This window comes from Pirellula sp. SH-Sr6A (assembly GCF_001610875.1).
Taxonomy (GTDB): Bacteria; Planctomycetota; Planctomycetia; order Pirellulales; family Pirellulaceae; genus JBKCUI01.
The window spans coordinates 4,222,271-4,247,230 of the sequence record NZ_CP011272.1; the positions used below are offsets into that span (position 1 = coordinate 4,222,271).

General features: G+C 53.9%; 22 protein-coding genes. 14 read left to right on the top strand and 8 right to left on the bottom strand.

Going from position 1 to position 24,960, the window contains the following annotated elements; all coding sequences use genetic code 11:
- The first annotated feature begins 29 nt into the window (after positions 1 to 29).
- Entirely contained in the window at positions 30 to 1,190 is a 1,161-nt protein-coding gene (locus VN12_RS16110) for an NAD(P)/FAD-dependent oxidoreductase (RefSeq protein ID WP_205855062.1), read from the top strand.
- A complete protein-coding gene (locus VN12_RS16115; RefSeq protein ID WP_168164459.1) occupies positions 1,187 to 2,311 on the top strand; it encodes a type III polyketide synthase in 1,125 nt (374 codons plus the stop codon). The genes VN12_RS16110 and VN12_RS16115 overlap by 4 nt, the downstream gene beginning before the upstream one ends.
- On the opposite strand, the gene yhdJ is transcribed toward VN12_RS16115, so the two are convergent.
- Positions 2,308 to 3,168 carry an adenine-specific DNA-methyltransferase gene (gene yhdJ, locus VN12_RS16120; RefSeq protein ID WP_205855063.1) on the bottom strand — a complete coding sequence of 287 codons (861 nt, stop codon included), beginning with the start codon at positions 3,166 to 3,168 and terminating at the stop codon, positions 2,308 to 2,310. The two genes, VN12_RS16115 and yhdJ, sit on opposite strands and share 4 nt — an antisense overlap.
- 127 nt (positions 3,169 to 3,295) lie before the next feature.
- Between yhdJ and VN12_RS16125 the strand changes: the two genes are divergently transcribed.
- Positions 3,296 to 4,441 carry a type IV pilus twitching motility protein PilT gene (locus VN12_RS16125; protein ID WP_168164460.1) on the top strand — a complete coding sequence of 382 codons (1,146 nt, stop codon included), beginning with the start codon at positions 3,296 to 3,298 and terminating at the stop codon, positions 4,439 to 4,441.
- Between the two features lie 36 nt (positions 4,442 to 4,477).
- Here the strand turns inward: VN12_RS16125 and VN12_RS16130 are convergent, their stop codons facing one another.
- The gene (locus tag VN12_RS16130) at positions 4,478 to 6,559 is read right to left on the bottom strand and encodes a vWA domain-containing protein (RefSeq protein WP_146677797.1); all 2,082 of its coding nucleotides are present in this window, start codon (positions 6,557 to 6,559) and stop codon (positions 4,478 to 4,480) included.
- 389 nt (positions 6,560 to 6,948) lie between these two features.
- Between VN12_RS16130 and VN12_RS16135 the strand changes: the two genes are divergently transcribed.
- The 3 genes from VN12_RS16135 to aroB are packed head-to-tail and all read left to right on the top strand — an operon-like array spanning position 6,949 to position 10,779.
- Entirely contained in the window at positions 6,949 to 8,070 is a 1,122-nt protein-coding gene (locus VN12_RS16135; protein ID WP_146677798.1) for a fatty acid desaturase family protein, read from the top strand.
- Between the two features lie 49 nt (positions 8,071 to 8,119).
- On the top strand, positions 8,120 to 9,691 hold the full coding sequence (locus VN12_RS16140; RefSeq protein WP_146677799.1) for a protein kinase domain-containing protein: 1,572 nt from the start codon (positions 8,120 to 8,122) through the stop codon (positions 9,689 to 9,691).
- Positions 9,688 to 10,779 (top strand): 3-dehydroquinate synthase, encoded by a 1,092-nt coding sequence (gene aroB / locus VN12_RS16145; protein ID WP_146677800.1) that lies wholly within the window; start codon positions 9,688 to 9,690, stop codon positions 10,777 to 10,779. The genes VN12_RS16140 and aroB overlap by 4 nt, the downstream gene beginning before the upstream one ends.
- 12 nt (positions 10,780 to 10,791) lie before the next feature.
- Here the strand turns inward: aroB and VN12_RS16150 are convergent, their stop codons facing one another.
- Positions 10,792 to 11,511, bottom strand: a complete 720-nt coding sequence (locus tag VN12_RS16150) for a hypothetical protein (RefSeq protein WP_146677801.1) — start codon at positions 11,509 to 11,511, stop codon at positions 10,792 to 10,794.
- A gap of 151 nt (positions 11,512 to 11,662) precedes the next feature.
- Here VN12_RS16150 and VN12_RS16155 point away from each other — a divergent pair, with 151 nt between their 5' ends.
- Positions 11,663 to 12,166 carry a peptidylprolyl isomerase gene (locus VN12_RS16155; RefSeq protein WP_146677802.1) on the top strand — a complete coding sequence of 168 codons (504 nt, stop codon included), beginning with the start codon at positions 11,663 to 11,665 and terminating at the stop codon, positions 12,164 to 12,166.
- Here VN12_RS16155 and VN12_RS16160 read toward each other — a convergent pair.
- The 3 genes from VN12_RS16160 to VN12_RS16170 all read right to left on the bottom strand — a co-directional run bounded on the left by VN12_RS16160 (position 12,159) and on the right by VN12_RS16170 (position 15,222).
- Positions 12,159 to 13,481, bottom strand: a complete 1,323-nt coding sequence (locus VN12_RS16160) for a sugar porter family MFS transporter (RefSeq protein WP_146677803.1) — start codon at positions 13,479 to 13,481, stop codon at positions 12,159 to 12,161. The two genes, VN12_RS16155 and VN12_RS16160, sit on opposite strands and share 8 nt — an antisense overlap.
- Positions 13,482 to 13,618: 137 nt before the next feature.
- Positions 13,619 to 14,578, bottom strand: a complete 960-nt coding sequence (locus tag VN12_RS16165; protein ID WP_146677804.1) for a prenyltransferase/squalene oxidase repeat-containing protein — start codon at positions 14,576 to 14,578, stop codon at positions 13,619 to 13,621.
- A gap of 41 nt (positions 14,579 to 14,619) precedes the next feature.
- Positions 14,620 to 15,222, bottom strand: coding sequence for a phosphoesterase (locus tag VN12_RS16170; RefSeq protein ID WP_146677805.1), 603 nt, complete (start codon positions 15,220 to 15,222; stop codon positions 14,620 to 14,622).
- 180 nt (positions 15,223 to 15,402) lie between these two features.
- On the opposite strand from VN12_RS16170, the gene VN12_RS16175 reads away from it, so the two are divergent.
- Positions 15,403 to 17,325, top strand: coding sequence for a hypothetical protein (locus tag VN12_RS16175; protein ID WP_146677806.1), 1,923 nt, complete (start codon positions 15,403 to 15,405; stop codon positions 17,323 to 17,325).
- Positions 17,326 to 17,402: 77 nt separating this feature from the next.
- Positions 17,403 to 18,266, top strand: coding sequence for an alpha/beta hydrolase family protein (locus tag VN12_RS16180; RefSeq protein ID WP_146677807.1), 864 nt, complete (start codon positions 17,403 to 17,405; stop codon positions 18,264 to 18,266).
- A 239-nt stretch (positions 18,267 to 18,505) separates the two neighbouring features.
- Here the strand turns inward: VN12_RS16180 and VN12_RS16185 are convergent, their stop codons facing one another.
- Positions 18,506 to 19,750, bottom strand: coding sequence for a protein-L-isoaspartate(D-aspartate) O-methyltransferase (locus VN12_RS16185; protein ID WP_146677808.1), 1,245 nt, complete (start codon positions 19,748 to 19,750; stop codon positions 18,506 to 18,508).
- A gap of 92 nt (positions 19,751 to 19,842) precedes the next feature.
- Entirely contained in the window at positions 19,843 to 20,415 is a 573-nt protein-coding gene (gene efp, locus VN12_RS16190; protein WP_146677809.1) for an elongation factor P, read from the bottom strand.
- A 209-nt stretch (positions 20,416 to 20,624) separates the two neighbouring features.
- Here efp and VN12_RS16195 point away from each other — a divergent pair, with 209 nt between their 5' ends.
- From VN12_RS16195 to asd, 5 genes are all read left to right on the top strand, one after another.
- Positions 20,625 to 20,924, top strand: coding sequence for a hypothetical protein (locus VN12_RS16195; RefSeq protein ID WP_146677810.1), 300 nt, complete (start codon positions 20,625 to 20,627; stop codon positions 20,922 to 20,924).
- 204 nt (positions 20,925 to 21,128) lie between these two features.
- The gene (gene purM, locus VN12_RS16200) at positions 21,129 to 22,190 is read left to right on the top strand and encodes a phosphoribosylformylglycinamidine cyclo-ligase (protein ID WP_146677811.1); all 1,062 of its coding nucleotides are present in this window, start codon (positions 21,129 to 21,131) and stop codon (positions 22,188 to 22,190) included.
- A gap of 51 nt (positions 22,191 to 22,241) precedes the next feature.
- Complete coding sequence (locus VN12_RS16205) at positions 22,242 to 22,493, top strand: MoaD/ThiS family protein (RefSeq protein WP_146677812.1); 252 nt, start codon at positions 22,242 to 22,244, stop codon at positions 22,491 to 22,493.
- A gap of 13 nt (positions 22,494 to 22,506) precedes the next feature.
- The gene (locus VN12_RS16210; protein WP_146677813.1) at positions 22,507 to 23,796 is read left to right on the top strand and encodes a glucuronate isomerase; all 1,290 of its coding nucleotides are present in this window, start codon (positions 22,507 to 22,509) and stop codon (positions 23,794 to 23,796) included.
- 36 nt (positions 23,797 to 23,832) lie between these two features.
- A complete protein-coding gene (gene asd, locus VN12_RS16215; protein WP_146677814.1) occupies positions 23,833 to 24,960 on the top strand; it encodes an aspartate-semialdehyde dehydrogenase in 1,128 nt (375 codons plus the stop codon).

The window sequence follows — 24,960 nt, forward strand, 5'->3', positions numbered from 1 at the left end:
TCACCCACGATTCAAAATCGCATCCAATTTTGGAAACTGATTGGGACTGCGTCGTGATCGGTGCTGGAGTGGCGGGCCTTAGTTTTGCGATCCGAGCGGCTCGAGGCGGGCATCGGGTTTTGATTCTGGAGGCAAAGACGTTTCCACGTGAAAAAGTATGTGGTGGCTGTCTGAACCGTCGTGCTCAAGGGCACTTGAAAGAACTAGGAATCCTGGGACGGGTCATGGCGCTAGGAACTCCAATCGAGGAACTCGTCGTTGATTGCCAAGGGACTTTGTCTTCGTGGAAAGTGCCCACCATGCTTAGCATTCGACGTTCGACACTCGATCAAGTGTTGGCAGAGACAGCCATTGCTGCGGGATGCGAGATTCGCTGGAACACACGCGGAACAGTCGTGGAGGCAGGCGAATCGGGACCAGCGACTGTGAAATTGCAGAAGGAAGGGGAGACACGTGCGGCAACATTTGTTCACGCAGGGATGGTGGCCGTCGCGGCTGGACTGACCCGTTCTCCTATTCAAAAGGATCCGAGATGGAATCAACAGATCTCAGATCGTTCTAGGATTGGTGTACACGCTCTTTGTCATTTATCGGATTTGCATTCTCAGCTTGGAAGCTGCGAATGGTTGCGATCGCTCGTCGCCCAAAGGCAGCTTCATATGCTCGTGGGCAAGTCCGGATATTTGGGGATTTGTCTCTCGGATGACGGATATGTTGATTTCGCTGCAGCCATCGATCCCGATAGAATTGAGAACCGGCAATGTATCGGGGGGACGGTCGATTCCATTCTTCAAGATTGCCAGCGCGATAGCCTCTTTGGGAGACTCCATACAGAGTGGTTCGCAACTCCACCCCTGACCCGTAGCTCTGCCGTGGTGGGGATCGGACGAACATTCTTAGTTGGAGATGCGCTCGGTTACGTCGAGCCATTCACGGGAGAAGGCATGTCCTGGGCGTTCGCTAGTGCGAAGCGATTGGCTGCATTGTTTGGTTCTTCTCAAGAAGAAGGATGGATGCAATTAGCCAAGCATTGGAACGACTGGGCGCGGCAGGAACGCTCGACGAAGACTTGGGTGGCGACATGGGTTGCTGCGCAGGCGCGAAAACCCAATCGATGCAAATGGATTTTGCGAGGACTGGATGTATTCCCTCCAGTTCGTCGCTTTCTCGTCAGAAAGGCAATGCAATGACGGCGTGTCTGCGGTCGTTTCGAACACAGCTCCCTTCGATCGGAATCGATCAGGAGGATGCCGCGCGTCTCGCGAGCAGTCTGGAGATCAGTTTGCGGTGGAATCATGCAATACCTGCTTTGTATCGAAAGTCGGGAGTCGGTCATCGTTACTCCGTTTTGCTTCATGATCAAGCCGAATCGGATTCAGTTCCCCAGGACTTCTATTTACCTAGGGCCGAATCGACGAATGGCCCATCGACTAGTCAACGCATGGCAGCCTATGAACAGTTCGCGCCTCCGTTGTTGGAAGCTGCGTGTCGAAACGCGATGGAAGATGCCGGTATCCATCCCACGGAAATACACAACTTGATCACAGTTTCGTGCACTGGATTTTGCGCGCCTGGTATCGATCATCGGCTTATGGGTGCGATCGGAATGAGTCCCCACATTCACCGAACGCACGTTGGGTTTATGGGGTGCCACGGTATGATCAACGGAATGCGAACAGCGGATGCGATTGTTCGAGCCGATCCGAACGCGATTGCGCTCGTCGGCGCCGTCGAACTTTGTAGCCTTCATCAGCAATACACGGACGACCCACAGCAACTCGTCGCCAATGCGTTGTTTGCGGATGGAGCAGCAGGAGTAATGGTGGTCCATCGTAATCACGCCGTGACGGCCGCTGACAAGGGGTGGGAGATTTTATCGACCCATTCGATTTGGATTCCTGATACCGATCGAGCCATGTCGTGGAAGATCAGCGACCATGGATTTGTCATGCAGCTTTCCCCCGAAGTGCCAAGCGTACTCCGAAACAGCTTGCATGAACCGGTTTCCCATTGGCTTTCTTCGCACGGACTGTCGATCGAGCAGATCGATCACTGGGCAATCCACCCAGGAGGCCCTCGCATTTTGGATGCTTGCGAGGCCGCTTTTCGATTGCCGGCCAGCAAGGTGGAGGACTCGCGAGCAGTCCTTCGGGAATGCGGAAACATGTCTTCCCCAACCGTGATTTTCATTCTCGAACGAATCACCGCTGGCTTGGATCCCGCTTCTACCTCCCCGGTTTATTGTCTTATGATTGCGTTCGGCCCTGGGCTTCATGCGGAGCTCATGCTTCTCCGAAAGGTTCCCGGCTAACGCAAGCTCTTATTTTTTCGGACGTAAGGTTTTTGGATGGGAACGAGGAGTTCTCCTTGGAAGGTTTCGCAGATCGAAAGCCTTCTCAAACCAATTTTGACGTATTCGCCCGATTGTTCGATTCCGATCGATCGGCGTCCCAAGCGTTTTGCGACGGCGCTCGCGGTGAAGGTCCCAGAGAACAGATCGAGAATGCAATCTCCAGGATGACTGCTAGCGAGAAGCATCCGTTCCAAAAGTGCTTCCGGTTTCTGAGTTGGGTGATGTTCGTATTCGTTCATACGATAGCGAACACGGGGGAACTCCCAAACGTTCCCTGGAACTTTAGAGCTATTGTAGGGAACGGGGGGAGATTTGCGATAATCGATCAAGCGTCGGACCGAGCCCGTGGGGGCATCCACACGTACCGCATCGGCGTTGAAGGTGTATTGATTCGGATTCATAACACAGTGCAATATCGGTTCGTACATCGAACCGAATTTCCGCTTCGCTTGAACTCCCGAGCTATCGTAATGCCACACGATTCTCGCCAGCACTGTGGATCGCTTGCGGAGAAACAAATCGAGATACGGCATCGCTTGTGTGCTGGACATGACGTAGAGCGATCCTGTTGGCTTTAGTTTTCGGAGCCCGAGTGCCAGCCATTGATAGCACCAATCCGCGTAGGCTTCGTCGGATTCCCAACGGTCCAAAAACGAATCGTATTGCTTGCCGATGTTATAGGGTGGGTCCGCGAAAAGAAGATCGATGGATTGATCGGGAACACACTCCTCCATGACTTTCAGGACATCTCCCCAATAGATGGCATGCTCCTCGTCTCGGCTGAATCGTTCGATGGTCTTGTGATCATCCCGCAAAGTGAGTGCTCCTCAATTGCCTCGCCAGACTAGCGAGTGATGGAGATGGTATTCCATAGGAATCATCGGCCATAGTCATGTGGTTGAATCGTTCTCCATGTCGCGCACTCCTTGGCGACACGCGGTTATGATAGCCTCCCGCCCAAACAAAACAACGATCGAAAATGCTGCAGAGCGGCTGGAGGATGAAATGGCCATCGAATGGGAATGGGATTCAATCCAAGGAGATTTTCGCACTTGGTTTGGCGAAGGAGCAAAGCGAGGAGCGTCGGATCTTCACCTGATCGCGGACTATCCACCCATGCTTCGAACTTTTGGAAAGCTAGTCCCGATCGAAAATGTATCGCTCACAGAAGAGCGGATTCTCGATGCCCTCCGACCTATCGTCACCGACGAGAAGCTGACGCGAATGGCCTCTGTTAAGAATTGCGATCTTGCTATCGCAGTTCGATTCGATGAAGAAACGATTCGATTGCGGATCAATCTCTTCTTGAGTAACGGAAAGGTCGGTGCATGCATTCGTTTCATTCCAGATCAAATCCCTAGCTTTTCTTGGGCATCGTTCCCCGAAGATATTGCACGTCGATTGATTGAGTTTCCCCATGGATTGGTTCTGTTTGCCGGGATTACAGGGGCGGGAAAGAGCACTTCGCTGGCGATGATTATCCAGCGATTGAATCGACAGGGTGGTTCCAGGATCGTCACGATTGAAGACCCGATCGAGTATCGGTTTCCCGTTTGTCCCGCTTCCTTGGTGACGCAACGGGAAATAGGGACCGATGTGGAGACGTTTCATGACGGTTTGAAGTATGGGCTTCGGCAAGACCCCGACGTGATCTTGGTCGGTGAAATTCGAGATCAAGAAACAGCGAAGATGGCGTTGAGCGCTGCCGAGACGGGGCATTTGGTCTTTTCCACCTTGCATACACGCGACGCGAAGGGGGCGATCTCCCGTTATGCGGATTTCTTTCCGCAGTCGGTACAGAATGAAGTCCGATCGCAGTTGGCTTCTTCGCTCCGCGCTGTCATTTGCCAGCGATTGATCGAGAGCGTTACTCCGAACGAAAAACAAGAGCTTGCGCTGGAGATTCTCTTCAACAACGCGCCGATCGGCGCAGCGATCCGAAATGGAAAGCTCGAAAGTGTCGACAACTACATACTCACAGGTCGAAACGAAGGGATGGTCACCATGGACGAGTCCCTTCGCAGGTTGGTAGCTGGCGGTTTGGTCCGTAAAGAAGTTGCCGAGCTATGGATGGTCGATCGATCGTAGGGCGAGATCTTATCAAGACATCCCAGAGTGGCAGTGCTAGATTTTGGTCGCAGGGCGCTTGGGAGGTGGTGGTTTAAGCATGCGAGCTTCGTCGTCGCGTGCGGGAGGTGGCGGATTGTTATTGGCGGGACGGTTATTGTTGCGTGGGGGCGGATTCAGATCGGTGAAGCTCTCTTCCCATTCCCAGCCGACGCGATGATCGAGTTCACGCGAAGCGAGGAGTGCCCAGGGGGTACCGGGGTGTTGATCGACGACTCCTTGCAATAGTTCGCGAGCCAGTTTCGCTTCCTTTTCCAATTTACTATCGCCACCCACGGAGTCGCTCGGTTTGAGATTCCATGTGTTGCTCTCCTTCTGTTCGAAAGGCATTCCTCGTTTCGCTTTGGCCAGCATCGCGTTGTAGGATTCTGCGCGGACTTTGGCGGCGAGGGCAGTGCCATAGGAGAGGTCGAAGCTCGCCAGCCATCTCGGCGAGGTCTCGCGGGATCGGAATTTTTCGCCTTCTGCAAGCATGGCGCACATTTGAAAAAGTTCCGGCGCGAGTCTCGCGGACTCTTGTTGGGCGAGGGTGAGATCGCGTATGAAGGTCGCTTCTTCTCGTTTGATGAAGACTTGTTTAGGTTTGTCGAGTGTGCCGACGCGTGAAAGCTTAGCCGCTTGAACCAATGCGGCGCGCAGCGGGCTCTTTTTGATGCGGTTCATGTATTCGGAGTCAGACAAGTAATCGGGGCGGTAGGCCTCCATAACATCGGGGGAGAAGAAGTAGCTCATTCGCGATGCAAAGGCTTCCACGTCGCTTGCTTGCACGCGCTGTCCCACTTTTCGATTCGGGTGGATCGAGAAATAGATACCACCTGTTTCGTAGCACATGCGTGAGAGAGCGTAGGGACCGAACCCCGAGTCGATGACCGGTTCCTCGTAGTAATTGTCTTGGTAGCCGAGTTGGACGCGTTCGGGAACGAGTGTCTCGGGTCCTTGATCGACTTGCCGCCAGTCGGGCGTCTGATCGTATTTGGGATCTGGGTCGACGAATTTGATGTAAGTGAATTCGCGGCCAAACGGGGCGGGAACACCGAGGACGTGGGATTGGATTCCGAATTTCCTGCACAGCGCGATCGCTTCGTCTGCTGCAGCCGCGTCGTCGCCCCGTTCGTCGGTGATCGTGATGAGGACTACGTTGCGTTCTGGGTCATCGGGACCGCGGGAGACTCGCATGGTTTTGTACTTGTCCGCGACGGTTTTGACCGCGGTAAAGACCATTTCGACTCCTGATTCATCGACTTCGATCCCCTCGATTGCCTCACGGATTTCGCCCAAGTCTGCCGTGGGATTCTTCGTGAGGAATTTAACGTCCTGTCCGAACGAAACGATTCCTGTCAGAAGGGGTTGGCTCAGGTCGACGCCAGCGGATCTCTTTTTCTTTTCTTCTTGAACGATTCCAAGTTCTTCGTAGATGCGATCGAATCGGTTGCGAATTTCATCGCGTCGTTTCGCCATGGAGACGGAGCTATCGAACAACCAGACCACGAGTGTCGGGCGTTGCTCGATCGCTTGCAGGAGTTCGTAGGTGATTCGGTCGACGGCTCCATCGGTCCCTGTGACTCCCACTCCGGTCATACCCTTGACCGCGTTGGGGGCTTCGGTGATGCCGATTGCTTTTTGGATATCGATCGACACGTTCAATTCTCCGGTTGGAATGGATACGTCGATAGGCGTCGATGGAAGCTCGGAGATTGTTGCTAAGGAGGCTGCGGTGGAGAGAGCCATATCGGCAAGCCCTTCCGAATTTGCCCCTATCTCTTCGGAGGGGGCTTCGGAGTAGGCCAAGTCACTGACGACATCGAGAAGAGGGGGTTCGATTTCCGTCGGAGTCGACTGGATGAGAATTTGCAGTACTTCTGGCTGCGTGACGACGGTAAACGAGGCCAAACCGACGATCACGGCGACATGGACCAGCATGCTCACCAAGAAGGATTTTGTGTCCGCATCGACCCAGCTACCGGACTCCTCGTCTCCCCCATCCTCTTCGAGACCTTCCGTGCCCATTTCCGCTGCGGGAGCGGGCTGGAGATCAGTTGGTGGGTTGGAGTCGGTGTGATCCTTTGGTCGTCGTAGCATGGTTTTTGCGTTTCAGAACTGATGGGACCTTAGGGGGAACCGATTTTGGGGGGCGAACCCACTAGTCGTTGCCGAGCTTTTTTATTCTCCCGTCTCCGCCGAGTACGTTCAACGATTTAAGGTCTTGGAGCGTAGCAAAAATACTCACTTTTTACGGGGAGTCCCGAAAATCGCTCGATTCCAACGTCAAGGCGGCAGTTCGGTCCAGCGAGCGATGTTGAAAGCCCCCTAAAAAAAGTGGTAGGGAAGGTGCTGAAAGTGGTCGTGATTTGGGTAATCTGGAAAAGGATTTCAGCCTGGAGTGGCGAGAACGTATGGAAATGGATTGAAGGTCGATAATGGTTTTGCCGTGATTCTTCCTTTGCGGAACTTTTTTCCGGACCGATACCATGGAACTCACTTCGCTCGAGACGCCCAAGTTTTCCATCCGACAAGCGAAAGAGCTTGTGAAAGACCTCCATAGGCCCGTGCCTTGGGTTTTTTGGACCGATTTTTTGGTGACTATTATCGCGGGTCACGCGTGCTTTTCGCTGAATGTGAATTCTTGGAGGTGGCTCGACCTCTCATCCCCGGTTTCGTGGGCAATCCAGGCTGGATTGTTTGCGGCCAATGTCTTGCTGTACCTCCGGGCCGCGATGTTCACCCACGAGTTGGTTCATTTGCCCAAGGAAGGCTGGACAGCGTTTCGGATCGTGTGGAACGCTTTGTGCGGGATTCCCTTTATGATTCCTTCATTCACTTACTACCCCCACATCGACCATCACCGCAGGAAGTCCTATGGAACGGAAGAGGACGCGGAGTATCTGAATTTGAGCCATCAACCCCCGAGCGCCATTGTCTGGTACATGCTCGGCACATTGGTCACGCCGTTTGTCGCTTTGATCCGTTGGGGAATACTCACTCCCATCGCTTGGGTTTATCCGTCTGTGCGCCAATGGACGTTCGCGCGTGCCTCGACGATGGTTATGGATATCAGTTATGTCCGCCCTGAGGCGGGCGAGAAAGTCTACCGAATCATGCGGTTGCAAGAGGTCGCTTGCCTCGCAATTGCGTGGTTCATCTTGTTGCATGGCCCTGTGATTGCTGGGACTTGGTGGGATCCCTTTTGGTTCTATGCGTACGCGGTAAGCGTTTCCATGATTGTCATGAACAATGTCCGAACGCTCGGTGCGCACCGTTGGACGGGGGAAGGGTCCGAGCTTTCCTTTGAGCAGCAGCTATTAGATTCGTGCGATTATCCATACAGCCCTTGGTTCACCGAATTATGGGGCCCGACGGGAACGCGTTATCATGCGACCCATCACCTTTTCCCGAGCATTCCTTACCATAATTTGGGGAAAGCCCACCGAAGTCTGATGGCGGGGCTTCCTGCGGACAGCATCTTCCGAGAGACGGTCAAGAAGAGTTTGATCGCTGAGATTGCGGGGCTTTGGAAACGGAGTGCTGCATCGCAGCAGTCCCGTCCCAAAGTCACAGGTTCTCGTTCTGGGGGCTTATCGCAAGCTGCGTAGCGATTGCAAAACGACTGCAAAATATCCGGGCTCCGAGTAAACTTGGGGCATGGACCCCACCGAAACCGCCGATCTCACTCCGCACATCGCAGCGCAACGCAATCTGCTTTATCGCTGCGTATGCGGAACGGAGTTTCGGGTCGATCTGAATTTGGGTGGCAGGTGCCCTGACTGCCAAAGGCACGTGCAGCCGGAAGCGTTGAAGACGGCGATGAGCGCGACGGTCTCTATCACCGGCTTGGAGGAGCCCTCCCATCTCAGTTGTTTTGATTTAAGCGAATCCGACGAGCTGCCCCAAGATCATTACGGGCATTTTCGACTTGACCGAAAGCTCGGTGTGGGAGGGATGGGTTCGGTTTATCGAGCGCTCGATACGTCCCTTCAACGTTTCGTTGCTGTGAAGGTCATGCGGCAGCCAAACCAAACCGTCGACTCGCGGGTGGCTGCTATCCTGCGCGAAGCGATTGCTCAGGCTCGGCTGAACCATCCCAATGTCGTGACAATCTATTACGTCGGGCGCGAGGGAGAAGAGCCTTTTCTCGCGATGGAGTTATTGCCCGGACCTACGTTGGCCGAGAAGTTGAAACAGGACGGCAAGATTCCTTACGCAGACGCGATCCGATACGGTATCCAGGTTGTATCGGCATTGGATCACGCGTCGCAATTCGGGATCGTGCATGGAGACATCAAGCCGGCAAATCTCTTGCTTACCTTGGACAACAATATCAAGCTTTCCGATTTCGGACTTTCGAGTAATACGACCTCTGAGAATCGCACCGAATCGGTCTCTGGAACCCCGGCCTACTTCGCCCCCGAGTTGTTGCAGTGTTCCAACACGATCCAGTCTGACATGTACGCACTGGGGGTGACTCTTTTTGAGCTGGTCTTTGGAAGGACACCTTTTGCTTTGCAAGGGGATACGGTGCGCGAGCGTTTGAGCACCCATATCACTGCCACCATCGATTTCCCTCAAGTGTGGCCGAATCAAATCCCTCGAGAGTTCGCATCTGTTGTCCTTCGACTTCTCGCGAAGAAGCCGGAGGATCGCTATCGCAGCTACGACGAGTTGCTGGAGGATTTGCAAGCGATCGAACCAGTGAGTACGACAACAGCAGGGATGGCATCCCGCGTGATGGCGTACTTGGTGGACCAACTTTTCCTACTCGTGTGCTTGCTACCATTCGCCATCGTCATTCTTCTGCTGCGGGATCGGGCGTTCAAGGCGTTTCAGTGGATGGTTCCGATCATCGCATTTATTTCGCTCATCGTACCTGCGATCTATCTGACATTCATTTATCGCGGTTGGCGATCGATCGGAAGATATTTGTTTCAATTGCGAATTGTCGAGGAGAATGGACTGACACCTCGTCGAGAACAGATGGTGACCCGCGAAGTGCTCCGCAATGCGATTTCGTGGATTGGGCCTTTGGTGATTTATCTGACTCTCTATTATGAGGGAATTGGCAGGTGGCCCGATTTGGCCTTAGTCCTATTTGTGGCTACCGATGCTGCCTTGGCGATTTTCCGAAAGGATCGTCAATCCCTTCATGATTACTTGTCGAGAACGCGCGTCGTGCTCGCCACTGAGAAACAACACTCTAACCAACTTCACAGGTCATGACAAAATCGGTCCGAGTGGACTTGCAAGAACGAAGCTACAGCATTTGGATCGGTACCGGTCAATGGGAAGAGAACCTGCAGCGATGTTTGGATTCCTTGGAATCCCTACAGCATGCTTTCTTGATTTGGGACGAGCATCTCGATTCATTGCGAGAAGCCTTTACCGATCGACTTGCTAGTCGTAGTATCCGCGTGCAGGGCTATCGAGTGGCCAGCGGTGAAGGAAGCAAATCCGTCGCATCCCTGTCGTCCATATGGGAGGCAATGTTAGCTGCTCGAATGGATCGCAAATCCGTGGTGATTGCGATCGGCGGGGGAGTGGTGGGCGATTTAGCTGGGTTTGCCGCGGCGACCTACATGCGAGGCGTTCGATTCTTTCAGGTGCCCACGACGCTCTTGGCGATGGTCGATAGCAGCGTCGGTGGGAAAACCGGCATCAATCTTCCGCAATCCAAAAATGCAATCGGTGCATTCTGGCAGCCCCATGCAGTTCTTATCGATACAACCGTGTTGCAATCTTTGCCAGAAAGAGAATTTCGCAGCGGAATCGCGGAGATCGTCAAATACGGAGTCATCCTCGATCCGGAGCTGTTCCAGTGGATAGAACAAAACGTTGCACCTATCCTGAGCCGGGAATCACAGGCGATGGAGAAACTGATTCAACGTTCGTGCGAGTTGAAGGCCCAAGTGGTATCGAGCGATGAGCGTGAAACGACGGGACTAAGAGCCGTCCTCAATTACGGTCATACGTTTGGCCACGCCATCGAGGCCATCACCACCTATGGTAAGTATTTGCATGGAGAGGCGATTTCCATCGGGATGACGATGGCCGGGTGGCTGGCTGCCGAACACAACCTCTGGCCGCGCGAATCGTGGGAGCGACAGACTCAGCTTTTAAAACGTCTGGAGTTGCCCACCCGATGCGAGCCAGGAATGGACTGCGAAGCAATTTTATCGGCGATGCAATCGGACAAGAAAAATGAGCATGGAGTACTGACCCTTATTCTCCCCGTGAAAATCGGGGAAGTTCGCTCGGTCAAGCATATGGGTGCGGACGAGGTGCGACGGGCTATTGAAGCATTTCTCTAGTGGTACCGCGGTTTAATTGCTTTCGGCTCGATAGTTCAAGACACCTTTCGACACATACAAAGGTATGATCTGACTATCCACTTTTCCGCCACCCAACAGCGGGTCCTTCTGAACTAACTCTTGCACCGAAGCTTCTCCTGTATTTTTCAGGATCGCAACGGAGAGCCGTGGGGAACGATCGTCGAATTGAAATGCGGCGGAGGCTTTGCCTTCTCGCGCGACCTGTTGCCAATATTCCCATTGTTGGTTTCTTTCTGATTGCGAAGGGGCTTCCACGGACTCTTTCTTCGTGAAGAGAGCGAGTCGATGCTCCTCCATGCCGACCGGATCCAAGATCATTTCGAATTTCCCAAGCTCGCGATCGATACCGTTGATTTCAAGTTTCATGAATCCTTGGTCGACGTATGGGTCATCGCGGAATAGCTCGGGAACTCGCTCTCGATCTTGCGCCCGAACTCCGACAATGCCTCGCAAGGTTTTTTGAGGGTCGGCGACGGGACCCGCGGCAAAGAGCAGACCTTTTTTGCCTTGTGCGACGAAGTTATCGATGTGGAGTTTTTGCATTTTTTGCACTTCCTCTTTTTCGACTCCTGCCGTGGTGCGTCCTGTCGTGAGGAAGATGAAAAAGCTTCGCAGCTGGTTCGGTTCCTTCTCTTGCGCTCGAGCGTTGGTGGTCAAGCAAACGGATAGAATCAGCAAGGGAACAGTGGCGTATTGGATGGATGCGAACATAGGGGAAAGGAGCCACGAAGAAGGAAAAAGTGAGTCAGGAACTGGGGAGGCGGGCGCGAAACACGGTGGAGAACGAACTCTGTTTGCCGCATGGTGGGACTAGTACTACACTACTAGAAAGTTGTTCAGCACCATCCCTTCTCAATCTACTATGACTCATCGAAAAATACTGGTTTGTGCATGGATCTTAGTTCCATTTGTGGGAATTTCCTGCTCCCCGGGTACGCCTCCGAGTGAAAAGCCGGCAGCTTCTCCAACCGCGACCTCCGAGGAGCTCCTTCCCAATGGCGAGCCTAAGGAGGTAACGGTTCAACATTGCTTGATCGCCTTCCAAGGCTCTTTGGGAGATCAGCCCGTGCGTCGAACCAAGGAGGAAGCGGAAGCGTTAGCCAAGGACCTTATGAAGATGCTGGAAGCGGGAGACAAGTTTGATGAAATCGTCCGTCAATTCACGGACGATTCCGCACCAGGGATCTACTCGATGGCAAATCATGGAGTCCCTGCGGATCCGACCCGTTCGGTTTCTCCTCGCGGAGGCATGGTGGCCGCGTTCGGCGATGTCGGGTTCAAATTGCAGGTAGGTGAGTATGGATTAGCCGAGTACGATCCCGAAAAATCGAAGTTCGGTTGGCACATCATCAAGCGTATTAAGTAAGGGGCACACCTTTGGTTTCGCGGACCATGGCGAAAACCCAAAGCAGGTGCAGGCACATCATGAAGCAGAAAAACCCAAAGATCACTTCCGGAGCAAATTGGGTGACTGCGATCGGGAAAACGAGCGTTAGCAGGGCAGCAAAGATCCAATGGGTAAAGCTCCCGAGGGCTTGACCGTTGGCTCGGTGCTGGTCGGGGAAGATCTCGGAAATGAGCACCCAAATCACGGCCCCTTGCCCCATCGCGTGGGCGGCGATGAACGCAAAGATGCACCCAGGAACCAACCAATAGGTCTTGGTCGAAAACGCCCACGCGCACAGGCCGAGCGATGCGATGTAGCCAAACGAGCCTAGAATCAACAGCGTTTTGCGTCCCAATCGATCGATAAGCCATAGGCCGACGAAGGTGAAAATGAGATTGGTGACACCGATGCCAACCGACTGCAGCAATGCAGCTTGCTCCGCCAGTCCCGTCAATTCAAATATACGAGGCGCGAAGTAAAGGATCGCATTGACGCCCGACATCTGATTAAAAAAGGCGACGAGGAAGGCGATCGCGATAGGGAGTGCGAGGGATCGGGACCAGAAGGGAGCGTGGGACGACCGATTCGAAGGGTGGGAGGTATCCCTTCCAGCGGTAAGTGCAGCCAAGTCTTGGTCGAGTTGTTCCGGTGTAGTGTCGGGATCGAGAGTTCGGAGCACTTCGCGGGCTCCCTGCGTGTCGTTTCGAAATGCGACCAGCCAGCGAGGACTCTCGGGTAACCCAACGCACATGGCGGTATACAAAAGTGCCGGGAAAGCTTCGACGCCGAGCATCCATCGCCATGCGTGTTCGCTCCCGGATTGGGCGATCAATGCATTGGAAATGAGTGCGATAAGAATTCCAAGGACGATATTAAATTGAAAAAGACCGGCCAATCGTCCGCGTCGATGCGGAGGGGATAGCTCTGCGATGTAGAGGGGGCTGGTGACCGTGGAGATTCCGACACCGACGCCTCCGATAAAACGAGCGATCGAGAAAGTCCAGAGGCCGGTAGCCAGTCCGGACCAAACCGCGGACACCAGATACAGGATTCCTATCCAAAGCAGTGTCTTGCGACGGCCGTAACGATCCGTGGGAAACTGTCCGATCATCGATCCTAGCACGGTTCCCCATAAGGCAGAACTGATCGCGATACCGTGCTCGAAATCCGATAGTTGCCACAGCGACTGGATGGTTTTTTCTGCACCGGAGATGACAACGGTATCGAATCCGAAGAGGAATCCCGCGAGAGCCGATGTCAACGACCAGAAGAAGAGTTTATTCGATGCGTTCACCGAGGTGCCTTCGACGACAGGGGAGAGGAGTGCAAGGAAATTCGGAGCTTCCGGATAACGTTCGAATAGCCAGGTGCGTGCGTTAGCCGCGATCAGGAGACGTGACGCGATCAGAAGCCATGAGCAGTATAGCCCAATCAGAGTGGCGAATCGGCGATCCACGGGGAAAGCAGGCTGAGCAATCCGAGACCATAAAACGTGTACTCGACATCTTGAGAGTCATCCAATTCAAAACCGGCGAATCCTCCGGCTTCTCGTTCCATGCTCGTTCCGTATCGATAGGCACGAAAAGTGTCCGCGTCGTCGAGGCGTTGCAGGTCCCAAAGGGTGACGCAGGCGGTGAAGGTACTGAGCAAATCGGGGAGTGGCATCCGCGTGTTGGCTTGAAAGCCACCTTCGTCGGTCTGAACATCCAAAAGGAACTCGGCAGCCGTCGATGCCACCTCGGGTTCGAGAGCGTTTAAGGTTCGGAGGGCGCCGATGGCAGCGGCCGTTGGATTGGTTCCCGATCGTTTGGCAACTCGAACCTCGAGAAACCCACCATCGTCGCGCCGTTGTTTCAATAAAAAAGCGACGGCAGGGTCGTCGGCTGGAAGTGGATGCTCTAGCAGTTCCAAGCAGATAGTAACCAGGAAGGTTTGGTACGTGCTCCCGACATTGGCTTGTTCGATTCTCGCGAATCCACCATCGTCGCGGCGAAGGCGATGAAGCAGATCGCTCAATCGCCCTTTCCAATCGATGGAAAGGGACGCAAGGGGATGGGCTTCCGTGGACGCTTCGATGAGCGAGGCACCGTAGATCAAGGAGAGGAGATCGATAATCGATTCTTGGTGTTCGGTGCGCGAGAACAGAAAGCGGCTCGCGTTGTCAGCTACGGTTCCTTGGAGTTCACCGAGGATAGCTAACGAGCGAAGCGCGAACGAGGTGTAGTATAGATCGCTACTCCCTTCGCGTCCTCCCCAACCTCCATCTTCACGTTGCGAGCGTAGGATATAGGCGGCATGCCGCTCTCGCAACGTGTCCGGCAGAAGGGCAGCGCCGGCGGTCAATTGAATCGTAAGACGCTCCAGATATCCGAATTCCAAGCTGTCGTGCATGGCATTATCAGGATGGGTTGGGGTCTTGGATTGAAACCGAACTAGGAATACAGGTGCTGAATGCAAAGCTGCGACCAGGTTTCGAAGCGACCGATTTCGGTTCGGATCCGATCGATTGTTTGGAAACCTGCGAATTGAAGATCCTCTTCAGCGCTGGAAACTTTGCAGGAGAAAAGTTGCATGATGTGAACAACACCGAGGTGAACGCGACCAACTTCGGTGCTGTCGTCGTAGATCAAACCGACCACCCGTTGTTGCCCACCGCATTCGATTTTTACTTCTTCCTCTAGCTCTCGCTGCATTCCGGTGTTGTACCAATCGTCTCCCGTTGTGTCTTCGATGGAGATATGCCCTCCGATCCCGATCGATTTTTTAGCATGGAGACGTTTTTCCCCTTGTCCTTTTCCACGGGTGTACTGGAAGAGTTGCGTTTGATTCGCATCGCTGCATTCCAGAATAATGTAGGGGATCAGCTGTTTGAACGAGGGGTCGTCCTCGACCATGCTCCGGGGAAGAAACGACTGATTGTTTCGGTCCAAGATCGCAGGCAGATAGCGATCGACATTGTGCTGAAATCCGGAAAAGGAACCTAGTTCGTCAAGGAGCCGTGCGGGCACTACGAGTACTTCTTCGTCTTTGGCCATCGCGATTGAGGGGAGATAAGGAGGATTCGAGCTCGAGACGAGAGAGAGGAGTGCAGGATGCCGACAGGCTTCCATCCACAAGCCGGGCTCCCATCTCCCATGGGTTTGCGATACGATACACGGTTTGAATCGCGCTGACTATTAGGATTTCGATACAAAATGCAACGAGGAGGGACATCGGTGCCAAGCTCACATAAGAGTGCCATCCGACCGCACGGGAAAATTCGTCGACAATTGAGGAAGGTGATCTTGTCGATGGGGCTTGTATCGCTCGGCTTGCCTGCGGGCGATGCATGGGCGGAGTCTGTTCCGGCCAGCAAGATGTTTCCAGACACCACGCAGGCCTTGATTACTCTTCCCGACACCCCCACTTTTTTGGAGCTCTGGAACAAAACCCAGCTCGGAAAGCTCGCCATCGATGACAAGCTGGTGTCTTTCTGGGAAACGCAGCGAAAAGAACTTCAGTCTCGGTTCAGCGATGCAGGTTGGCAGCTGAGCCTTCAAGTCGATGACTTGGAACATCTCTCGGCCGGACAAACCACCTTGGGATGGATTGCACGCACGGGCGAGAAGCCTTATTCCATCGGGTTGGTCATCGATATCGGCGACAACACGGACGAAGCCGACAAATTTCTCAAGCGAGTCGAACAGCAGCTCAAGGATCGCAAAGCCCAGGTCAAGACATGGGAGGATAAGGGCGTCAAGATCACGCAATACTTTGTCCCATCCCCCTCGGATGAGAATCGAATCCTCGAGTCCAACTATGCCGTGCATGGTGGTCAATTGATCGCGACCGATGACGTAGCGACGATGACCGAGTTGTTGGCTGCCCAGAGTGGGAATCGAACCGGTGCGCTCGCCGACTCCCCTCTTTACCAAGACGCTTTGTCGAAAGTGAAAGGTGATGGCCCGGCCGAAGTCGAGTATTTCGTCCGACCCATTGGAATCGCCAAACTCCTTCGTTCGATCAGCGGCAAACCACCCAAGAACCAACAGGACTTGATCAAGCTTCTCGAAGAGCAAGGCTTCGATGCGATTCGCTGTGCCATTGGACACGTTCATTTCAACGAAAGCGATTTCGATGTCTTTCATCACGGGTTTGTGAAGCTGGAGAAACCGGTCAAGCCCTCGGTGGAGATCTTGGATTTCCCAAATGTCGAAAAGCTGGAGCCCCCGGTTTGGCTCAACAAAGAAAGCGCATTGGTCCTTGGTTTTTCATGGAATTTGAAAGAAGCCTTCCCCAAGTTCCAGTACATCGTCGATGCCTACATCGGCGATAAAACTTTCGAAGCGATGATGGAGGGGATTCGTGATGACTCACAGGGTCCCCAGATCGACATAACCAAGGAGGTGCTTCCCTACCTTTCGACCGAGTTATTCCTCTCCACCGAAATCGTGAAACCCGTCACGCCGGAGAGCAAACGTTCTTTGGTCTTGCTCCGATTGAACGATCCCGACAAAAAACTCAACCGCGTCGTGGATCGTTACGGGAGCAACGAGACTATCAGCACTCCCGAGGATTACGAAGGCTACCGGATATGGAGCTTCAAGAACGAAGAAGAAGTCGAAGTGGAACTCGATTTCGGTAGTCCCAAAACCGCAGGCAATGCGGAGGAAGAAGAAGAATCCGACGAGCCGTTGCTTGAGCAGTATGCGATCAGCATCGTCGAAGGCTATTTTGTTTTCGGCTCGGATACGGAATTGATCAAAGAGCTTATCGATCGCGTGAAGTCTGCCCCTTCGGAGTCAGAGTTCAACAAGCAGCCTGACGTTCAACGCGCTCGGAGCACCATGGATGCCATCTCCGGTGGAAGCCCTGTCAGTGCATTGCAAATCGACCGAACCGACAGGTCGTTTGAGATGCAATATGAACTTTTCCGCGAAGGAAAGTTGAACGCTTCCCGAAGTATTCTCGCAACGGTTCTCGATCGATTGCTCGATCCCAAGCATAAAAATCGAGAGCAGGAGCAAAAGCTCAAGGGAGATACGTTGCCGCCGTTCGACGAAATCCGTGGCTACTTTATGCCCGCAGGGAGCGTGATCCGAACCGAAGAAGACGGGTGGTCGATCCAGAGTTACGTGCTTCGAAAAGAAGAAAAGTAATCCCCTGTGGATGGGATTCGTTCCCCGTGCGCACTCACCTTTCGAATCCTTTCTCCGTCCTAGGAGTTGCCTCGCTGATGCGTTCTTCGCTTATTTGCATGCTCTGTCTCGTCATGGGATGGAGCAATACGAATCCGTCGGCAGTCCTGGGCCAAACGGGAGAATCCAAAACGCAACGGGCCGCACCAAAACAAACCGGTGCACCTCCTCGGCTGGAGCTTCCCGGTAAATCGTGGACGATCGACGGCCACCGCGCTTTTGTTTTCCTGCCGGAAGAGTCGAAACGCTCCCAGCCGCAGCCTTGGATTTTCTATGCTCCTACTCTCCCCGCTTACCCCGATGAAGCGGAGCGTTGGATGCACGAACAGTTCTTGACGGCGGGAGTTGCCGTCGCGGGCGTGAATGTTGGGGAAGCCTATGGGAATCCCTCAAGTCATCAAGTGTTTCTTAAGCTGTACGAGATATTGATTCGAGAACACGGCTTTGCACCGAAGGCCTGTTGTTTTGGTAGAAGTCGTGGCGGCCTTTGGGTCAGCAGTTGGGCAATCGCTCATCCAGAAAAGGTGAGCGGAATCATTGGTATCTATCCTGTGTTCGATTTCAGGACGTATCCCAAATTAGACAAAGCGGCTCCAGCATATGGACTCACATCCGACGAACTGGTCTCGCAGAACGAAAAACTGAATCCTATCTCCCGAATCAATGTTCTGGCAAAGTCGAAAATCCCGATTGTCCTCATCCATGGCGACGAGGACAAAGTAGTGCCACTCGACGAGAACTCTGCCGAGCTCAAGCGTCGCTATGAAAAGGCCGGTGCTAGTGATTTGGTGGAACTCATCGTTGCACCGGGCCAAGGCCACAGTTTTTGGGAAGGATTTTTTCGCGAACAACGCCTTGTTGATTTCGCCATCGAAAACGCCAAGAAAGCTGCTGCTCGTTGATCGAATCGGCCCCGTCGCCGCAGTTTGTTCCATGGAATCATGTGCCGACGGATTCCATCGGGCTAATGCCCCCTCCTCTGGTGCTCCCGTCATGCCTAACGGCCCAGTAGCTCCCATCGATCCAGCGCCCGCCAGCAGACAGAGCCCCAAATTAGAGCCCGAGCAGTCCAAAGCGCAACCGTGACCCGATCACGCTTGTAGTCATTCTCGCTGCTTCAGCGAATTGTCGCGGCCGGGGGTTATTTGGTATTGGGGATGAGAAAAACGCCATCGAAACGCGCGGTACCTTGGGCGCCGAACAGGCCGATCGAAACGATGGCTTCGCGGGTCGCTGCGGGGACGCGGAATTCATCTTCATGGCGTTTCCATGGAAGTGTTCCTTTGAGTCCACCGACGTAGTTGTACCCGATCAGATTGCGTTTTTCGTCGAAGTACTGAATCGCTACGGAGGGGGAACGCGTGCGGTCTGGACCGATTCGAACTTCATCGACTTTCATCCAGGCTCCTAGGCGGATTCGCTTCACGACGCGACCGTCCAGAGCCAGGCCTTGCAGCAGCATGCTCGGTTGGCTGGGGTCGTCGCTTGAAAACTCAGCGACTCGTTTTCCTTCGGGCGCCGCGGGGTCCTCCACGACGGTGCAACCGAACTGGTAGTACCATCCCGGAACGTGAAACTCTTTGATGAGATCTTCCTCAAAGCTGTTGTTGAGAAGTTTGGGGTTCGCTGGGTCTGGGGCGATCTCCCGGCTCGCCTCCGCTTGTCCTGTCATCGGCACAAACAGCGTCGGTTGTAGCGATTCCTTTTCCAGGACCCCGTTGATCTTTTTCATTCGGCAGAGCATTTGTTGGTAGCGCTCTCCGACGGGAATGATCATCACCCCACCTTCTTTGAGTTGATCCTGTAGAGGTTGCGGGACCTTTTCAGGGGAGCATGTCACAATGATCTTGTCGAAAGGGGCATGTTCGGGCCAGCCTTTGAAACCGTCGCCGACCAGACAGTGGACGTTGGTGTATTGCAAATCTGCAAGCAGTTGTTTGGTTCGGTAGCCTAGTTCCTCGACGATTTCGATGGTGTACACATCCTGGACGAGCGGACTTAAGATCGCCGCTTGGTAGCCACTCCCGGTTCCGATTTCGAGAACTTTGTCCGTCGGCTTTGGTTCCAACGCTTGGGTCATCAGTGCGACGATGAAGGGGCTGCTGATGGTCTGGCTTTCGCCGATCGGGATCGCGATGTCTTGGTAGGACTTGGCGATGTGCTGTTTGGGAACGAACTGATGGCGAAGCGTGGTCTTTACCGAGTTCAGGACTCGCTGGTCGGTGATGCCACCTGGGATAAGAACATTGTCGATCAGTCGTTCGCGCAGGATGCGGAACTGTTCTTCGGGGTCATTGTTGAAGAAACGTCCGGGGGGCTGCGCGGAGGTGATGATCGGCATGGCGATAAGGAAACCGAAAGCGAGGGGAAGAAGGGGGAGTCGCATAGTACCGGCAGTCTCCGAAAGGGAAACAAAAAATGCACCGAGGGAATCGGTGCATTATCCACGATGCTAATGGTGAGGACAACGAAAAAGCGTTAGTCCATGCTGACCCGTTCGACGTAATCGCCGGTGCGGGTGTCGATTTTGATGACGTTGCCTTCTTTGATGAAGCCAGGGACGTTGAACTCTCCCCCTGTTTCCACCTTCGCAGGTTTGGTGACGTTGGTGGCAGTATCCCCTTTGACGCCCGGCTCAGTCTCGATGACTTTCAAGGTGACGTGGGAAGGTGGGGAAATGGTGATGGGGTTTCCATTGAAGAGAACCATCGCCACCGGCATTCCCTCTTTGAGGTATTTCCAGTTCTCGTCGACTTGATCGGCCGACAGTTCGAATTGTTCGAACGAAACGATGTCCATGAAGACGAAAGTGCCGGTTTGGTTGTACAGGAATTGGGTTTCGACTTCTTCGACGTCGGCCACTTCCAATTCGTCACCACCCTTGAGAGTTCGGTCGAGGACGGTGTTTCGGATCAAGTTCTTCAGTTTGCATTTGTAGAGGGCGTTTCCTTTGCCTGGCTTGACGAAGTGGACTTCGGAGAGGAGGTATGGTTCGCCGTCGATTTGGACTTTGAGGCCCTTTTTCAGGTCACTGGTCTTGTAAGATGCCACAGAAAACTCGCTAATGAGGAACGGGAGTAGGTCGTCGAAACGTCGGCGAAGCCCGTCGGGAAACCTCTCCCGAGACCTTGCCTGAAAACCGAAAGTTTAGGCGATCCTGTCGCGATCGGCTACGCCATCTTGAGCCCCCGTCGGCGTTTGCCCTGCCGGTCGATGCCTGATTATTTCCAGGCCCTTTTCACAAACCAACCCAGAACACCATGGTGAAAGTCGTTTCGCTCGATCAGTCGAAGGCAGGTTCCATCGACATGCCGGAGCGATTTCGCAAGGAAATCGTTTACTTCATGACCCCTTCCGATACGCCTGGAGCACCGGCGTGCGGTCGGAGCGAGTACTGGATTCAGGCGGCGGACGCCCAGCGGTGGCTCGACGACGGGATCTTCACCCTGGTTTCGCCGCTGGATGCCGAGTCGGTCGCGGAAATCGAATTGACCGAGGATCAGGAGCGTTGGCTCGAGTGGATGGTAGCGCATGGGGTAACCCACGTTCGGCTCGAGTAGTTCGATTTTGCCCCAGTCCTTGCTCGCGTGGGAAACATCTCTTCGGTTGGTCTCCCGAGTTGACTTCACGAGGCGAGAAAAAAGGCCATAATAGCCCGACTTTTGTTCCCTGAATCCAATCGCTTGTCGCACTGCTTCTCGCACATCGTTTCGCTGCGGCTCAGCGTGTGAACGGCTCCCAACCAGAAAATCTTAGATTCGCCGATGGCAACGACTTACAAAGACAGCGGGGTGGATCTCGAGCTTTATGAACAAGCGATGCAGAAGCTGCCGTCGCTCATGCACCGCACCTTCACACCTCGCGTCGTTCGCAACGATGGAGGATTCGCAGGTCTCTACGCGCTCGACTTTGCCAAGTCGCTGTTTGCTCGCAACTACGAAGAACCGATTTTGGTATCGGGGACCGATGGAGTGGGTACGAAATTGCAGGTCGCTCAGCGGGCGGGCAAGCATGACACGGTCGGGATCGATTTGGTCGCGATGTGCGTAAATGATGTTCTTTGCACCGGCGCTGAGCCGTTGTTCTTTCTGGATTACGTGGCGATGGGGAAGGACAATCCCCCTCTCTTGGAAGCGATCGTGCGAGGAATTTCCGATGGATGCATCGATGCCGAGTGCAGCTTGCTCGGGGGCGAGACCGCGATCATGCCGAGTCACTACCACGACGACATGTATGATCTCGCGGGATTTTGTGTTGGGGTTGTCGATAAAAAACGCTTGGTTTCTGGAAATGCCATCGCGGCGGGGGATGTGTTGATAGGAGTCCCTTCATCGGGGCTACATAGCAACGGATTCAGCTTGGTCCGCAAAGTGGTCTTCGATAAGGCAAAGCTCGATATCGATAGCCATGTGGCTGACTTGGGCACCACGGTAGCCGATGCCTTGCTCACCCCCACCTTGATTTACAGCAAAGTGGTTCGATCTGTCTTGAGCCGATACAAAGTGAAGTCGGTCGTGCACGGGATTGCGCACATCACAGGGGGCGGGCTGCTGGAAAATACCGAGCGAATCCTACCCCCAACCGTCGATTTGGAGTTCGTACGAGGCTCATGGGAAGTTCTCCCAGTCTTTCGATGGCTCCAGCAATTGGGTGAAATCGAGCAGCACGAGATGGAGCATGTGTTCAACATGGGACTCGGCTTGGTCTTTGCTGTAAGTCCTTACTATGCCGACAGCGTGCAGGCGTTGATTCGCTCGCAAGGTCTTGCTTGCTCCGTCATCGGGGAGGCAGTCGAGGGTACCGGAAAGAGTCGCTACCGTTCGTAAGACTTCGAGCATTCCAACTCGAGCCTCGCTCGATTTTGATTTATTGGGGGCATGATGCGAATTTTGCTGTTCGGAGGGGCGAGGGAAGCCGCCGACGCGACTACCGTCGAAGTCGAACTTCAATTGCCTGTCACGATTGCACAGATCGCAGAGTCTTTGGGGGCGCAGGTCCCAGGGCTCAAGTCCTACCTTGCCTCGTCTCGCTTCGCGGTCAACCACGAGATCGTTGATTCCCAGTTTCTCATCACTCCCGACCTTCCTAACCTTGAAGTCGCATTGATTCCTCCCGTCAGTGGAGGCTGAAAGGCTGTTCCCTATGAATTCTCAGGCCACAACCCTTTTTCAAGAGCTCGACGCGATCGTTCTTATCGACTCGCACTCCCATATCAATCCCACGAGCGCTGCGTCGCGCGATCTAGCCGATTTGCTCGGGTACCATTACTACACGGAGCTGGCTCACTCCTCTGGAAAGCCCAAGACGGAGATTGAGGAGCCGGGGATTTCTTCGCGAGAGAAAGTCTCCCGTCTCTTCACGCACTTAGGAAACATCGACAACACGATTCAGTGGTCTTGGTTCCTCGAGCTAGCTCGAGAACTGTTCGGGTTTCAGGGGGAAGAAATCGATTCTTCGAACTGGGAAGAGGTGTATGACCTCGCGTCCGAGTGCATGCAACAGCCTGACTGGGAAGAACAAGTCCTACGCAAAAGCGGTGTGGAAAAAGTTTTTCTGACGAACGATTTTGATGATTCGCTGAAGGGCTTCGACACCCAGCGCTATGTCCCTTGCTTGCGAACCGATGACCTGGTGTTTCACTTGGCGAATCCTGCGGTTCGGGAGCGTTTGGCCAAAGCGACCGGCTTGGAATCTTCTAATCTATCGGTTCTCAAGCAGGCAATCGCCAAGTTGTTCCAACACTTTTGCGCGAACCAAGCCAGAGCCTGCGCGATCTCTCTTCCGCCGTGGTTTTCCCCCAAGGCATACACCGATGATTCCGCCGTCGCCGCCAAAGCGATGGACGAAATCCTTTCGCGAGGGCTCGATGCCTCCGATGCCGCCAAGCAGACGATAGCGGAATGGGTTTTTTGGAAGATTGCAGAACTTTCCGACGCTCATGGGCTCCCTTTCGATTTGATGATTGGGGTGAACAGGAAGGTCTATCCTGGGGGCGTTTTCCAAGGCCAGGATTTGTATGACTCGCGCGTTTCACTCGTTCAGTACAGCGAGTTGTTTAATGCATTTACCAAGCTTATGTTCCCGATTTCGGTGCTCGCGTCGGTCACCAACCAAGAGCTCGTCGATTTCGCGTGGATCTTTCCCAACGTCCTCACACACGGACATTGGTGGTATAGCAATACTCCCAATTACATCCGGCATGACCTGCGAGGGCGCATCGAAGCCATACCTCGCAATAAGCAGATCGGCTATTACAGCGATGCTTACAAACTGGAATTCATTCTCCCCAAATTCCGAATGTACAAACGACTGTTGGCGGAGACCTTGGCATCCGAATATTGCGTGGGACGAGGGTGGAGCGAAGCCAAAGCGATCGACTTGGGACGCCAAATCCTACGGGGTAACGTCGAGACAATCTTCCAAATTCAATAAAACACTCCAGGCAGCACCTGAGGAATCGAGGGTATCGTGAAGAAGGTAGGTTTGGTCGGTTGGCGTGGGATGGTCGGGTCCGTCCTTATGCAGCGCATGGCGGCGGAGAGTGATTTCCAGCACTTCGAACCCGTTTTTTTCTCGACATCAAATTCAGGGGGTGCAGCGCCTCAGGTCGGCGGGTCCGGGTCGGGGATTCTGCAATCGGCAACCGATATATCGATTCTTTCGAAGATGGACGCCATCGTCTCCTGCCAAGGAGGTGATTACACATCGTCGATTTATTCGCAATTGCGTACCAGCGGATGGAACGGGATTTGGATCGACGCGGCATCGACCCTTCGGATGGACAAGCATTCGATCATCATTCTCGATCCCGTGAATGACCATGTCATTCGCGATGGACTGAAGAAGGGCGTCCTCGCTTATATTGGTGGTAATTGCACTGTGTCGTTGATGCTGATGGCGTTGCACGGGCTCTTCCGAAATGATCTCGTCGAGTGGCTCACCAGCATGACCTATCAAGCTGCATCGGGCGCAGGCGCGCAAAACATGCGCGAGCTTTTGCAACAAATGGGAGTCGCGCACGGCAGCGTTGCCAATCTCCTCGCAGACCCAGCTTCGGCCATCTTGGAAATCGACCGACAAGTTGCTGGTACGATTCGTTCGTCGGACTATCCAACCTCTCAATTCGGCGCCCCTTTGGCGGGGAGTTTGATTCCTTGGATCGATAAAGATCTAGGGAACGGTCAGAGCAAAGAAGAGTGGAAGGGGAGATCCGAAACGAACAAGATCCTGGGCCTGGCACCCAATACGATTCCGGTTGACGGAGTCTGTGTGCGCATCGGTGCAATGCGTTGTCATAGTCAGGCCCTGACGATCAAGTTAAAAAAGGATGTGCCGATCGACGAAATCGTAGACATGCTGGCAACCGCCAATCCGTGGGCTAAGGTCGTTCCCAACGAGCGTGAAGCCTCCATGCGAGAGCTTACACCGGCTGCGGTAACGGGCGGACTCGTTTGCCCTGTCGGTCGACTGCGAAAATTGGATTTAGAACCGAGTAACCGAGGGCGTTTCCTCTCTGCATTCACCGTGGGAGATCAACTTCTTTGGGGAGCTGCCGAACCTCTTCGCCGCATGCTCCGCATCTGGTTGGAAGGCTAA